At 67.7% G+C, this 13725-nt stretch carries 14 protein-coding genes and 5 tRNA genes; 10 read left to right on the forward strand and 9 right to left on the reverse strand.

The window, feature by feature from the left end:
• Window positions 1-80 precede the first annotated feature (80 nt).
• From ABZ789_RS02935 to ABZ789_RS02975, 9 genes are all read left to right on the forward strand, one after another.
• Window positions 81-677: a TetR-like C-terminal domain-containing protein gene (locus tag ABZ789_RS02935; protein WP_230788166.1), complete on the forward strand. Its 597-nt coding sequence runs from the start codon at window positions 81-83 to the stop codon at window positions 675-677.
• Between the two features lie 46 nt (window positions 678-723).
• A complete protein-coding gene (locus ABZ789_RS02940) occupies window positions 724-1554 on the forward strand; it encodes an oxygenase MpaB family protein (protein WP_230788169.1) in 831 nt (276 codons plus the stop codon).
• A gap of 160 nt (window positions 1555-1714) precedes the next feature.
• The gene (locus ABZ789_RS02945) at window positions 1715-3184 is read left to right on the forward strand and encodes an aldehyde dehydrogenase (RefSeq protein WP_230788172.1); all 1470 of its coding nucleotides are present in this window, start codon (window positions 1715-1717) and stop codon (window positions 3182-3184) included.
• A 26-nt stretch (window positions 3185-3210) separates the two neighbouring features.
• Complete coding sequence (locus ABZ789_RS02950; RefSeq protein WP_358418668.1) at window positions 3211-3960, forward strand: SDR family oxidoreductase; 750 nt, start codon at window positions 3211-3213, stop codon at window positions 3958-3960.
• Entirely contained in the window at window positions 3957-4844 is an 888-nt protein-coding gene (locus ABZ789_RS02955) for an NAD(P)-dependent oxidoreductase (protein ID WP_358418671.1), read from the forward strand. Before ABZ789_RS02950 ends, ABZ789_RS02955 begins: the two co-directional genes overlap by 4 nt.
• Window positions 4841-5209: a carboxymuconolactone decarboxylase family protein gene (locus tag ABZ789_RS02960; RefSeq protein WP_358418674.1), complete on the forward strand. Its 369-nt coding sequence runs from the start codon at window positions 4841-4843 to the stop codon at window positions 5207-5209. The genes ABZ789_RS02955 and ABZ789_RS02960 overlap by 4 nt, the downstream gene beginning before the upstream one ends.
• Complete coding sequence (locus ABZ789_RS02965; RefSeq protein ID WP_358418677.1) at window positions 5206-6315, forward strand: TIGR03857 family LLM class F420-dependent oxidoreductase; 1110 nt, start codon at window positions 5206-5208, stop codon at window positions 6313-6315. The genes ABZ789_RS02960 and ABZ789_RS02965 overlap by 4 nt, the downstream gene beginning before the upstream one ends.
• Window positions 6312-7379 (forward strand): phosphotransferase, encoded by a 1068-nt coding sequence (locus tag ABZ789_RS02970; RefSeq protein WP_268655179.1) that lies wholly within the window; start codon window positions 6312-6314, stop codon window positions 7377-7379. The genes ABZ789_RS02965 and ABZ789_RS02970 overlap by 4 nt, the downstream gene beginning before the upstream one ends.
• Before the next feature lie 44 nt (window positions 7380-7423).
• A complete protein-coding gene (locus tag ABZ789_RS02975; RefSeq protein ID WP_120281480.1) occupies window positions 7424-8086 on the forward strand; it encodes a class I SAM-dependent methyltransferase in 663 nt (220 codons plus the stop codon).
• Window position 8087: 1 nt separating this feature from the next.
• On the opposite strand, the gene ABZ789_RS02980 is transcribed toward ABZ789_RS02975, so the two are convergent.
• The 8 genes from ABZ789_RS02980 to ABZ789_RS03015 form a co-directional block, all read right to left on the reverse strand.
• Window positions 8088-9179: a prenyltransferase gene (locus tag ABZ789_RS02980; protein WP_159416668.1), complete on the reverse strand. Its 1092-nt coding sequence runs from the start codon at window positions 9177-9179 to the stop codon at window positions 8088-8090.
• The gene (locus ABZ789_RS02985; protein ID WP_060651913.1) at window positions 9166-9897 is read right to left on the reverse strand and encodes a class I SAM-dependent methyltransferase; all 732 of its coding nucleotides are present in this window, start codon (window positions 9895-9897) and stop codon (window positions 9166-9168) included. The genes ABZ789_RS02980 and ABZ789_RS02985 overlap by 14 nt, the downstream gene beginning before the upstream one ends.
• Window positions 9891-11129 carry a glycosyltransferase family 4 protein gene (locus ABZ789_RS02990; RefSeq protein WP_088897464.1) on the reverse strand — a complete coding sequence of 413 codons (1239 nt, stop codon included), beginning with the start codon at window positions 11127-11129 and terminating at the stop codon, window positions 9891-9893. The genes ABZ789_RS02985 and ABZ789_RS02990 overlap by 7 nt, the downstream gene beginning before the upstream one ends.
• 245 nt (window positions 11130-11374) lie before the next feature.
• Window positions 11375-11448, reverse strand: a tRNA-Asp gene (locus tag ABZ789_RS02995).
• 85 nt (window positions 11449-11533) lie between these two features.
• Window positions 11534-11610 (reverse strand) — tRNA-Phe (locus ABZ789_RS03000).
• A gap of 39 nt (window positions 11611-11649) precedes the next feature.
• Window positions 11650-11723, reverse strand: a tRNA-Asp gene (locus tag ABZ789_RS03005).
• Between the two features lie 54 nt (window positions 11724-11777).
• Window positions 11778-11850, reverse strand: a tRNA-Glu gene (locus ABZ789_RS03010).
• Between the two features lie 100 nt (window positions 11851-11950).
• Window positions 11951-12610, reverse strand: a complete 660-nt coding sequence (locus ABZ789_RS03015; protein WP_358418683.1) for a TetR/AcrR family transcriptional regulator — start codon at window positions 12608-12610, stop codon at window positions 11951-11953.
• Window positions 12611-12902: 292 nt separating this feature from the next.
• Between ABZ789_RS03015 and ABZ789_RS03020 the strand changes: the two genes are divergently transcribed.
• Window positions 12903-12978 (forward strand) — tRNA-Lys (locus ABZ789_RS03020).
• Window positions 12979-13031: 53 nt separating this feature from the next.
• Here ABZ789_RS03020 and ABZ789_RS03025 read toward each other — a convergent pair.
• A complete protein-coding gene (locus tag ABZ789_RS03025) occupies window positions 13032-13670 on the reverse strand; it encodes a hypothetical protein (protein ID WP_358418686.1) in 639 nt (212 codons plus the stop codon).
• Window positions 13671-13725: the final 55 nt, after the last annotated feature.

Genomic DNA, 13725 nt, shown 5'->3' on the forward strand with positions numbered 1-13725 from the left:
CTCTCGTGGGAGTGTACGAATGGCATTCGTTTATAAACTACTCACCTTCGTTCGGAATGGAAGCCCCTTAGACTGTTTCCATGGCAGACGACAATTCCCGACCCGTGCGTCGGCGGACACTGACCCGCGACAAGGTCGTCGCAGCAGCGCTCGGGATCGTCGACGAGCTGGGATGGGAACAGCTCACGATGAGCACTCTCTCGTCGCGATTGGGAATCGTCACGGCCTCGCTGTACAACCACGTCCGCAATCTCGACGACGTACGGGCGACCGTGCAGATCCGCGCGATGAGCGATCTCGGGGCGCATCTGCGCGAGGTCGCGATGGGCCGCAGCGGCGTCGACGGGCTTCGCGCCCTGATCGACGCCCACCACACCTGGGCCGTCGAACATCCCCGCCGCTACGAAGCGTTGACCACCGCACCGGTCGACCGCGACGGTCTGCTCGCCGCCGCACTGGACGCCAACGTCGCTCTGCGCACGATGCTCGCATCCTGCGGCGTTCCGGAGGAGGAGACGCTCGAGGCCGCGGTCGGCATGTTCGCGGCCCTGCACGGTTTCGCGGTCCTCCAGAGCAGCGGCTTCCTGGGCGACGAGCTCGATCTCGACCACATCTACGAGACGGTCGTGCGCGGAGTTCTGGCCGGCGCATCCCTCGACCCCACGAAGACGCGCTAGAGTGGCACGCATCAACTGAACACGTCCGTCTTCAGATGGAGGGGTCATGCGGACGATCGACACTCTCGGCGATCTCGTCTCACCGCTCGGTGGCACGATCAACGCCGCCAACGTCATCATGCAGCTCGCCCATCCCGGCGTCGGCCAGGGCGTCGTCGACAGCACGGTCGACTCCGGCCGCGCCGATCTCCATCCGGTCAAGCGGGCCCGCACGACCGGCACCTATCTGGCGGTCGCGGTGTTCGGCACCGAGGCCGACCGCGATTTCGTCCGCGAGTCGGTACGGAAGATCCACGCCCGGGTCACGTCGTCACCCGGCGCGGAGGTCCGCTACAGCGCCAACTCCCCCGCCCTGCAGTTGTGGGTCGCCGTCTGCCTGCTCAAGTACTTCATCGACCAGCACGAGTTCCTGTACGGCCCGCTCACCGAGGAGCAGTACGCCCGGATCCTCCGCGACGGCGCGACCCTCGCGACGACACTGAACGTCCGGCCGGAGTCGTGGCCCACGACCCGCGAGGAGTACGAGGAACTGTGGAAGGCCGGCGTCGCCGACCTCTCCATGAACGAGCAGGTGCGCGAGTACCTCACCGAACTCTGCAATCTCGCGTTCCTCGAAGTGCGCCTCGGACGACTGGGCCGCGGGATCCACCGGGTGCTCGGCAGGTCGTTCGAACTGATCACCCGCGGTGCACTGCCGCCGGAGTTCCGCGACCTCATGCAGTACCCGTGGACCGCCGACGACCAGCGACGCTTCGACCGCTATCTCGTGGCGGTCCGTCGCCTGCACCGCGTCACCCCATGGGTGTGGCCGTTGCTGTGGAAGTCCTATCTGCTCGATCTGCGCACGCGGCGACGCCTCGGACTGCGCGTGTTCTGACCGGAGACCACCGGACCCCCGTCGAGACCGGTGTTGTGTGCGAGATTCGTCGAATTCCTCGCACACAACACCGGTTTCGTCCATTTCGGACGAACCGTTGCATTCGATCGCGTCGCCGAACTATAGTCCAGACACCTGTCCAGAACCGAGGGAACGTCTGATGACACTTCGCCCCACCGACAGCTCCACCCTTCTGATCGACGGCAAGCTCGTACCCGGCAGCGGAGGCACCTTCGCGATCACCGATCCGAGCACCGAAGAACTGCTCGGCCACGCGGCCGAGGGCACCGCCACCGACATGGACGCCGCGATCGCGGCCGCGCGTCGCGCCTTCGACGACACCGACTGGTCACGCGACCACGCCTTCCGAGCCCGCTGCCTCCGTCAGTTGCGCGACGCCCTGCGCGAGCACATCGAGGAACTGCGGGAGATCACCATCGCCGAGGTCGGCGCTCCCCGATTCCTCACGAGCGCCGCGCATCTCGAAGGCCCCATCGACGATCTGCTCTACTTCGCCGACCTCGCCGAGAGCTACGCGTGGAGGCAGGATCTCGGCAACGCCTCCCCCATGGGTATCCCCACCCACCGCTATCTGCTCAAGGAAGCGGTGGGGGTCGTCGGCGCGATCACGCCGTGGAACTTCCCGCACCAGATCAACTTCGCCAAGCTCGGGCCCGCTCTCGCCGCCGGGAACACCGTGGTGCTCAAGCCCGCCCCGGACACCCCGTGGTGTGCGGCCCTGGTCGGGCGGATCGCGGCCGAGGAGACCGACATCCCGCCGGGAGTGCTGAACATCGTCACCTCGAGCGACCACAGGCTCGGCGCACAGCTGAGCGAGGATCCGCGCGTCGACCTGATCTCGTTCACCGGTTCCACCGCGACCGGCCGGGCCGTGATGCGCGCGGCCTCCGAGAACCTCAAGAAGGTCTTCCTCGAGCTCGGCGGCAAGTCGGCGTTCATCGTCCTCGACGACGCCGACCTGCGCGGCGCCTGCTCGATGGCGGCCTTCACCGTGTGCACGCATGCCGGCCAGGGCTGCGCGATCACCACGCGTCTGCTCGTTCCCCGCGAACGGTACGACGAAGCGGTGGCCCTGACCGCGAAGTCCATGAGCGGCATCCGGCCCGGCGACCCGCGCGATCCCGGTACGGTGTGCGGGCCGCTCATCTCCGAGAAGCAGCGACAGCGGGTTGAGGGCTACATCCGCCTCGCCGTCGAGGAAGGCGGCACGATCGTCACCGGCGGCGGACGTCCCGCCGAACACGAGCGGGGCTTCTTCGTCGAACCCACCCTCATCGCCGGCCTCGACAACTCCGCGCGCACAGCGCGGGAGGAGATCTTCGGCCCGGTGCTCGTGATCATCCCTCACGACGGCGACGACGACGCGATCCGCATCGCCAACGACTCCCCCTACGGCCTCTCGGGTTCGGTGTACGGCACCGATCCGGACCGCATCGCGCGGGTCGTCGCAGGTGTACGGACCGGCACGCTGGGCGTCAACGGCGGCATCTGGTACGCCGCCGACGCCCCGTTCGGGGGCTACAAGCAGTCCGGGATCGGCCGCGAGATGGGTGTGGCCGGTTTCGAGGAGTACCTGGAGACCAAGCTCGTCGCCGAACCCGCGAGCTGACCCGAACTTCCGAAAGGACTTTTCCGATGGCACGTTTCACCGGTCGCACCGCGATCGTCACCGGCGCCGCCCAGGGGATCGGCGAGGCGTACGCGCGTGCGCTCGCCGCCGAGGGCGCGAACGTGGTGGTCGCCGATATCGATGCCGAACTCGGCGAACAGGTCGCCAAACAGATCGTCGCCGACGGCGGCATCGCGAGCTTCACCTCGGTCGACGTCTCCGACCCCGCCTCCGCCGAGGCACTCGCCGCGTCGACCGTCGAGACCTACGGCAGCATCGACCACGTGATCAACAATGCCGCCATCTACGGCGGCATGAAACTCGATCTGCTGCTGACGGTTCCGTGGGACTACTACAAGAAGTTCATGAGCGTGAACCTCGACGGCGCCCTCAACGTCACCCGCGCGGTGTGGCCGCACATGACGAAGAACGGCGGGTCGATCGTCAACCAGTCGTCGACGGCGGCCTGGGTCTATTCGGGCTTCTACGGGCTCGCGAAAGTCGGCATCAACGGCCTCACACAGCAACTCGCGGTGGAACTCGGCGGGTCGAACATCCGCATCAACGCGATCGCCCCGGGCCCGATCGACACCGAGGCGACCCGCACCACCACCCCTGCGAACATGGTCGCCGACATGGTGAAGCAATTGCCGCTCAAACGGATGGGCACACCCGACGATCTCGTCGGAATGTGCCTGTTCCTGCTATCGGACGAGGCCTCGTGGGTGACCGGGCAGATCTTCAACGTCGACGGCGGGCAGGTGATCCGGTCGTGACCGGGCGCATCGGATACATCGGGCTCGGCAACATGGGCGCCCCGATGGCCGAGCGACTGCTCGGCCGGCCCGGCGGGCTGATGGTCCTCGACACACGCGCCGAGGCTGTGATCCCCTTCGTCGATGCCGGCGCGATCTCGGCGTCCTCGCCCGGCGAACTGGCCGTCGAATGCGACATCGTCTCGGTCACGGTCCTCGACGACGCCCAGGTCCGCGAGGTCGTGACCGGGCCGGACGGCCTGCTCTCGACCGCCCGGCCGGGCACCGTCGTTGCGATCCACTCGACCATCTCCGACACCACGGCGGTCGAACTCGCCGAGATCTGCGCGAGCAGAGGCGTCGACCTCGTCGATGCACCCGTCAGTGGCGGAGCACCGGGCGCGAAGAACGGCACCCTCGCTGTGATGGTCGGCGCGAGCGACGAGGCCTTCGCGAAGATCGAGCAGCCCTTCGGCAGCTTCGCGTCCCTCGTCGTCCACGCCGGTCCCGTCGGATCCGGAACGCGAATGAAGCTCGCCCGCAACCTGCTTCACTTCATTGCCTTCACCGCGGCCACCGAGGCGCAGCGCCTCGCCGAGGCCGCGGGGCTCGACATCACCGAACTCGGCAAGGTGGTCCGGCACACCGATGCGATCACCGGAGGCGCGGGCGCGATCATGTGGCGCGACAGCACTTCTACGCTGACGCCGGAAGATTCGTGGTTTCCGATCTTCTCGCATGTCCGCGCCCTCGGCGAGAAGGATCTCGCACTCGCGCTCGACCTCGCGGACCGGCTCGGGGTGGATCTCCCGTTGGGCGCGCGAGCACTGGCCGATCTCGGACCCGGACTCGGCGTGGGCGTCGGTGAAATCGCACAGAATCGTTCGAGGAAGGAGCCCGCATGACGGAGGACACCCGCCGCCGCGGCCTGGAGATGATGTCGAAGGTCTACGGCTGGGAGATGCAGGACGGCCCGGGCGACCACTTCGCCGTCACCGCCGACCACCTGTTCGCGAACATCTGGACCCGGCCCGGACTGACCATTCGTGATCGGCGACTGCTGCTGCTCGGGGCACTCACCGCGCAGGGCGCCCCCGACATCGCCGAGATCCAGATCGAAGCGGCGCTGAAGAACGAGGAACTCGACGAGCAGCAGCTCCGCGAGATCGCCCTGTTCCTGTGTCACTACGTGGGCTGGCCGCTGGGCTCGAAGCTCGACAACGCGGTGGGCAGCGTGCTGCAGCGACGGAAGGCGGCGGCCCGCTCGTGAGCATCCCCGGCGGATCCGTACCGGAGCCGGACTGTCCGGAACTCGGGTTCTACGGCCTCGCCGGGCACGCCGACGACCCGAGGGCGCTGCTCGACGAGATCGCCGTCGCCGAACGCATCGGTCTCGGCTCGGTCTTCCTGTCGGAACGGTTCGACACCAAGGACGCGGCAGCGCTGGCCGGTGCGGCTGCCGCGACGAGCCGCACGCTCGGGATCGGCACCGCAGCGACCAATCCGCACACCCGCCATCCACTCGTCACAGCGACGATGGCGACCACACTGCACCGGTTGAGCCGCGGCCGCTACGCCCTCGGGCTCGGCCGCGGCTTCGACGTGCTGTTCGATCTCATGGGTCTGCCTCGCGTGACGTCGGCGCGGCTCGAGGACACCGTCGATCTGCTCCGGACGCTGTGGCGCGGTGACGCGGTCGTCGACCGGCACGGCCCGGCCGGCGACTTCCCGTATCTGCGACGCACCGCCGAGGGCGTCGACCGCATCCCGATCCTCATGGTCGCGCTCGGCGAGCGCACGCTCGACCTGGCGGGACGCGTGGCCGACGCCGTCGTCCTGCACACCTTCTTCACCGACGACACGCTCGCGCGCGCCGTGAAGACGGTGCGACGCGCCGCCGAACAGGCCGGCCGCGACCCGCAGTCCGTCCGTATCTGGTCGGTCCTCGCGACCGTCGACGAGTCGATCCCCGAAGATCTCCGGTTGCGGAAACTGACCGGACGGCTCGCGACCTACCTGCAGGGCTACGGTGACGTGCTCGTCCGCGCGAACGGCTGGGATCCCCAGGTCCTGCACCGCTTCCGGGACGACGCGCAGGTCCGTTCCCATTCCGGGCCGATCGACGCAGCGCCGGTCGAACTGCTGATGCACATCCGGTCGTTGCTGCCCGACGAGTGGCTCGCCGCGAGCGCGACCGGCAGCGCGGCACAGTGCGCGACCCGCATCGCCGACCAGTTCGACGCCGGTGCCGACAGCGTGATCCTGCACGGCGCCACGCCCACCGAGCTCACTCCGGTCGTCGCCGCGTGGCGGACGATCCGCGACCCCGAGCGTTTCGCATCCCTACCCGCCAACCCCGGCCGGAGCGCACCATGACCGATCTGTTGCTGTCGGTGGACGACCTGACTCCCGAACGACTCTCGGCCGTGCTCGGCGGCACGGTACGCACGGTGCAGGTCGAGCGGATCGGAACGGGGCAGATCGCCCTGTGCTACCGGCTCGTCCTGACGGGCGACGACGTGCCGCCCTCTCTCGTCGCGAAGCTCCCGTCACCCGATCCCGCGACGCGGAGGATGCTCGCCGGCGCCTACCTCGGGGAGGCACGCTTCTATGGCGACATCGAACCGTCCGTCGCGGTGCGGACCCCCACCTGCTATCACGTCGCCGTCGGTGAGGACGGGGAGTTCACCTTGCTCCTCGAGGACGCCGCCCCGGCACTGCCCGGCGACCAGCTCACCGGGTGCACCGTCGACGAGGCGCACGACGCCGTCCGCAATCTCGCCGGTCTGCACGGTCCCCGCTGGTGCGCACCCGACCTCCACGAATCGGACTGGCTCACCACGACGGACGCCGAGCAGGCACGGATCCTCGCCGAGCTGTACGGCCCGGCCATCGAGACCTTCGTCGGCGGTCTCGGCGAGCTGATCGGCGCGGAGGACCGCGACACGCTCCGGGCCTGCGCCGAGCTCACCGAGGAGTGGGTGCTCGCGCGATCCGACCGGTTCGCGTTGCTGCACGGCGACTACCGACTCGACAACCTCCTGTTCCCACCCGGTGGCGAGAACGGTGTCGTCGCAGTGGACTGGCAGACCCTGACGGTGGGGCTTCCCGCCCGCGACCTCGCGTATTTCGTCGGGACGAGCCTGGCGCCGGCGGTCCGGCGCGAGCACGAGCAGGCCCTGGTCTCGACCTATCATCGCGCCTTGCTGTGCCACGGCGTCGAGGGCTACGGCCTGCAGCAGTGCTGGGACGACTACCGCTTCGCGATGCTGCAGGGACCGCTCGTCGCGGTCTTCGGGTGCGCCTACGGCACGAGGACCGAGCGCGGCGACCGCATGTTCGCGGTGATGGTCGAGCGGTCGTGCGCCGCGATCCGCGATCTCGACAGTCTCACCGTCGTGTCCGAGAGCATCGGACGCCGCGATCGGTCGGTAGGGTGACTCGGGATACGCCGCATCACGCGAGAAGAACGGAGATCCATCCGATGTCCCGCACCACCCTGCCCCGCGAGGCGATCGAACTCGCCGAGGCGACACCGGGTTTCATGCCCCAGGACGAGGGAACCGCACTGCACGAGGCTGCGGTGCAGTATCTCGGTGACGGCGTCGGCGTCGAGATCGGCACCTACTGCGGCCGCTCGACCGTGTATCTCGGAGCTGCGGCCAAGACGACCGGCGGCACCATCGTCACCGTCGACCACCACCACGGTTCGGAAGAGCATCAGCCCGGCTGGGAGTACCACGATCCGTCGCTGGTCGACCCGCACACCGGCCGCCTCGACACGGTCGGCGCGCTGCGGCACACCCTCGCCGACGGCGACCTCGAATCGCACGTCGTCGCGGTGGTCGGCAATTCTCCTGTGGTGGCGTCGTTCTGGCGCACCCCCGCATCGTTCGTGTTCATCGACGGTGGACACAGCAGCGAGGCGGCCCGGGCGGACTACGACGGCTGGGCGAGATGGGTGCGCATCGGCGGCGCCCTGATCATCCACGACGTCTTCCCCGACCCGAAGGACGGCGGCCGGCCTCCGTACGAGATCTACTGTCTCGCACTGGAGAGCGGCGAGTTCGTCGAGAAATCGGTGACGTCCTCGCTGCGCGTCCTCGAACGCACCGCCGGCACGGTCGGATCCCTGCCCGGCAGCTGAACTACGGGACGAGCACCGGGCAACGTTCGGTGCAGCGGTCGGCGCCCACCTGGTCGGCGGGTGCCGCCGCATCCCGGAAGATCGCGTTTCCTCCCGTCGTGCGCGAGAGCGCATCGGCGGCGAGGATCACCGCTGCGCTGGTCCAGGAACTGACCTCCACCGGCCAGCGCTTGCCGTCGGCGTAGACCAGACCGGTCCAGTACGAACCGTCCGGGTCGCGCAGATGCTGCATGGCCGCGAACAATTCGCGGGCACGCCCGGCGTGGCCGAGTGCGTCGAGCGCCAGGACCAGTTCACACGTCTCGGCTCCGGTGACCCACGGGCGATGGTCGACGCAACGGATCCCGAGCCCGTCGACGACGAAATCCGACCAGCGCTCGCGGATCCGTTCGTGCGCGTCGGTGCCGCGCACCGCTCCCCCGAGGATCGGGTAGTACCAGTCCATCGAGTACTCGGGCTTGGGTGTGAACGCCTCGGGGTGCCGACGCAGAGCGTGGCCGAGACGGATCAGCGCGACCTCCCATTCGGGTTGCGCCTCACCGACCAGGTCGGCGATCCGCAGACCGCACCACAGACTCTGGTGGATACTCGAGCAACCTGTGAGCAGCGCTTCGTCGAACATCCCGCCGTCGCCTCGCGCCCAGGAGATCTGGCCGCCCGGCAACTGCATGTCGACCACGAGGTCGAGCGCTGCCCGCACCGTCGGCCACATGTGCTCGGCGAACCCGCGATCGCCCGTCACGAGATGGTGGTGCCATACGCCCACGGCGATGTAGGCGGTGAAATTGCTGTCGGTGTCGTGGTTCTCGACGATGTCGCCGCGGAACTGGATGGGCCACGACCCGTCGGCACGCTGCGTCCGCCGCGACCACTCGAAGGCGGCGTCCGCCTCTTCACGTAAACCGATGGCGGTCAACGCCATCGCGGATTCGATGTGATCCCACGGGTCGATGTGCCCACCGGGGAACCACGGGACGGCTCCCGAGGGCTCCTGCATCCGCGCGATGGCCCGGCCCGTCGCCAGGCTCTGTTCCGGCGACAGCACACCCGGCACCGACGGCACCGTCACGCGCGCGGATTCACCGCGCCGCACCGGCGTTTCCCGGCTTCTCGAGGTAGAACACGACACTCTTCCCGATGACGGGATCGAGGATCTTCTCGGCCGTGCGGGTGATCCACGGGGCCTTCATGAGATCCCAGACCAGCAGCCGGTGGTACGCCTTCGTCAACGGATTGTCGTCGTTGTCGACGCCGACGGCGCACTTGAGCCACCAGTACGGCGCGTGCAGCGCGTGGGCGTGGTCGGTGCCCGAGACCGTGAGACCGGCGGCGGCGAGTTTCGCGGCGAGTTCGTCGGCCTTGTAGATGCGGATGTGCCCGCCCTCCACCTCGTGGTAGGCGTCCGACAGTGCCCAGCAGATCTTCTCCGGCAGCCAGCGCGGCACGGTCACGGCCGCGACACCACCGGGCTTGAGGACCCGGACGAGTTCGGCGATGGCCCGTTCGTCCTCCGGCACGTGCTCGAGCACCTCGGAGATGAGCACGAGATCGAAGGTCGCGTCGTCGTACGGCAGCGCGAGCGCGTCGCCGACCTCGGCCCGGGCCAGCGCACCCTCGGGGACCTCGCCTTCGAGTTCCATCGCGACGAACATGTCGGCGACGGCCTTCATGTCGTCGGCGTTCTGGTCGAAGGCGACGACATCCGCGCCGCGGCGGTACAGCTCGAAGGAGTGGCGCCCCGCGCCGGCCCCGATGTCGAGAGCGCGTATCCCCGGTACGACGCCCAGGCGGTCGAAGTCGACGGTCAGCATCCGTTCTTCCCCTCTCGATGCGCGGCGATCGCCTTGTCGTAGATCGCGGCGGTCTGCGCGGCCACGGCCGCCCAGCTGTAGCGTTCGAGCACCCGGTCGCGGCCCTTCGCGCCGAGACGCCGACGCTCGGCCGGGTCGTCGAACAGGCCCGCGAGCCCCGCTGCGAGCTGTTCGGCGTCGCCCGGGGGCACCAGCAGACCGGCGTCCCCGACGACCTCGGGGATGGCCCCGGCGCGGCTCGCGACGAGCGGTGTTCCGCACGACATCGCCTCGACGGCCGGCAACGAGAATCCCTCGTACAGCGACGGCACCGCCGCGACCTCGGCGGAGGCGAGCAGGTCGGCGAGTTCGGTGTCGTCGATCCCGGAGACGGTGCGCACGACGTCGCCGATCGCGAGTTCGTCGATGAGTTTCTCGGTGGCGCCGCCCGGGGCGAGCTTCGAGACGAGGACCAGTTCGATCTCGCGTTCGGTGCGCAGCTTCGCGACCGCCTCGAGCAGGGTGGGAACACCCTTGAGCGGGGCGTCGGCACTCGCGACGCAGACGATCCGGCCGGGAACGCGCTCGTCCTTCCGCGGCGCGAACACCTCCGTGTTCACGCCGAGCGGGATCGTGTGGATGCGTTCGGATTCGATCCCGAAGGCCGTGCGGATGTCGTCGGCCGAGTTCTCCGACACCGTGAGCAGCGTGGGAATCTGCCGGGCCACCTTCTCCTGCATGCGCAGGAATCCGTACCAGCGCCGGAGCGTGATCCTACGGCGGAGGGTGGTCGCGGAGGCGAGATCGAGTTCGCGGTCGCGGGTGATCGGATGGTGGATCGTCGCAACGAGGGGAAGGTCCTCGGCGATGCGCAGCAACCCGGACGCGAGCGACTGGTTGTCGTGCACGACGTCGAAGTCGCCGAGGCGGTCGCGCAACAGTCGTGCGGCGCGCAGACCGAAGGTGCGCGGTTCGGGGAAACCGGCGGTCCACATGGTGGCGACCTCGAGGACGTCGATCCAGTCGCGGTACTCACCCGGTTTCGGGGTGCGGAACGGATCGTCGTCGCGATAGAGATCGAGACTGGGCACCTTCGTGAGCGTCACGCCGGGGTCGAGCTCGGGGTACGGCTGCCCGGAGAACACCTCGACGGTGTGTCCCTGGGCGACGAGTTCGCGACTGAGATGGCGAACGTAGACCCCCTGACCCCCACAATGCGGCTTGCTCCGGTACGACAACAGAGCTATGCGCACATTCCACCTCGGGTTTCTCGGAGGGACGGATCACTCGGACAGACGTCCACCAGTTATGTAGGGCACACACTAGAACATGTTTTGCATCCTCACGATAGCGAGGCGGACCCCGAGCGTCGGGGATCGGCGACATGAGTGGGAGCAGAACCGCTCCGTGAACCGCAGCGTCGCATCCTCGGCGGATGGCGACCGGTCACAGACGACGAAGCCCCGGTATCGATGTGATACCGGGGCTTCGCCTGGAGCGACCCTGACGGGACTCGAACCCGCGACCTCCGCCGTGACAGGGCGGCGCGCTAACCAACTGCGCCACAGGGCCATGAGGAACCTTGGTTCCCATAGCATGACCCACCGTATACGGTGGGTCGGTCGTATTGAATTGATGGTTGTTTGCCGGACAACCGTGGTGGCCAGGGCCGGGATCGAACCGGCGACCTTCCGCTTTTCAGGCGGACGCTCGTACCAACTGAGCTACCTGGCCGGACGGCACCCGAACCGAATGCCGATCGAATCTCTGGAGCGACCCTGACGGGACTCGAACCCGCGACCTCCGCCGTGACAGGGCGGCGCGCTAACCAACTGCGCCACAGGGCCATACATATTCACTTCTCACACCAAGATACTGCACACTTCGATGGGATCGAAGCGTACCCCCTACGGGATTCGAACCCGCGCTACCGCCTTGAAAGGGCGGCGTCCTAGGCCGCTAGACGAAGGGGGCCCGATCGGATCTCTCCGAACCGCACCCTCAACGGGTTTGGCGTTCCGTTGGGAGCTTGCACAGCTTATGCCACGTCGTTCAGGATTCACAAATCAGCAGGTCAGCCGACTGATTCGTCTTTGTCGGGCCTCTTCGGCCAGCCCTGTTCACGCCACCGCTCGAGCCACTCCTGCGAAGCCATCGCTTCGAGGGGCACCTCCACGCAGGCCTCGAAGCGGGAGCGGACATCCGTGTCCGGCGAAGTCAGATCCGCGAGGTACCGCTGACCGGCCAGCGACGAGGCGACCGACTCGATGAAGCGGCGAAGATCGACACCGGGGCGGAACAATCCCTGCTCCTGAGCTTCGCGCGCAAGCTGGTAACCCGCCCGCCCCCAGACGACGCTGCCGCGCAATTTGACCTCCTCCGCGAACTCGGGTTCGGTGACGAGGCGGAATTCCGCCGCGATGACGACGTCGTCGTGCAGTGCAGCACCGAGATCGCCGACCAGGCCGTGCAACCGTTCGAACGGGTCGAGACCCGGCGCATCGATCCAGTCGGCAACGATCGCACGGTAGTGCTCGAGACCTTCGTCGAGCACTGCTCGCGCGAGATCCTCCTTGGACGCGAAATGGAAGTACATCGCACCCTTGGTGGCATTCGACTGCTCGAGGATCGCGTTGATCGACGCTGCGGCGAAACCTCGACGAGCGAATTCTGTGGCTGCCGATCGAACGATCGCAGCTCGCGTACGGCGCGCACGCTCCTGTTGACGGGGCATGGGGAAATTCAGCCTTCCACGATTCGATTCTTCCCCCGCGAATCAACTCTAGTCTGCGCCCACGTCCGCGCTCACAGGTCGCATTTCACCGAGGGAAATAGGGAACCGCGAACAGAGAACCGGGGTTTTCAGATAAACACACCAGATGGTATTCTTTGCCCGGCTCGGGTGCGAGGCAGGGGGTGGGCACCCGGGCCGCTTCATATCTCGTCACTTCTATGCAGGTGATGCCCCACCCCACTCGGCGTCCGATACCATCGGATCGCGCACTGTGGTTAGACTGTGCGCCCATGCCCCTATAGCTCAGTTGGTAGAGCTACGGACTTTTAATCCGCAGGTCGCAGGTTCGAGCCCTGCTGGGGGCACCACCACGCCGGCGTCGTCCCCGACGCCGGCGTGAGGCTTTTTCAGAATCGTTTCCCTACGAGCGGTGCGAACCGGGAGGGACGTCGCCGGGGTTGCGCCCGAGCTCCTTCTCCGCCTCGCGGCGCGCATCGAGCCGCTCCCGTTCGATCCGGTGCTGTTCCAGATCCCCACGTGCCCGCTTCAGCTCGCGTCCGCGCTTGCGGTAGCGGGTGAGCGCTGCGATGAACGCCAGCGCGAGCAACGCTCCGACGATCGCTCCGATCAGTGTGGCTCCGCGGAAACCCGGCGCGTCCACGTCGAGAATCCGCTCGCCCGCGTGCGCGCCGTTTCCGGTACCCATCACGATTGCCAGCGTCATGAGATTCGGCAGGACGATCACCAGCGCGAGCACAACCATCGTGATCTGGAGTCCGCGGTGGTATCTCCAGTTGCGGACCTGCCAGGCCCACGCGAGCAGCGCGATCGGGATCGCCGTACAGAGGATCCCGAAAAGCAGTCCCCACAGCACTCCCCGCGTCATTCCACCTTCCGCGAGCCCGGCGATCCGCTGGGCCCACCACCGAGGAACGAACGCTGCCAACACGTAGTAGGCGATGACGAACACGATCAATGCCACGACCACGGCGATGGTCTTCTTCGCCCACGGCGGCAGTCCCTTCCGCGAACCGGTCTCGTCGACATGCATGTCGGTCATCTCGAACCTCTCTCGACCATCCGCCCGTGTGCACCCGCCGGGTGCCTGCCAGCCT

Source organism: Rhodococcus sp. NPDC047139, from assembly GCF_040643435.1.
GTDB lineage: Bacteria > Actinomycetota > Actinomycetes > Mycobacteriales > Mycobacteriaceae > Rhodococcus.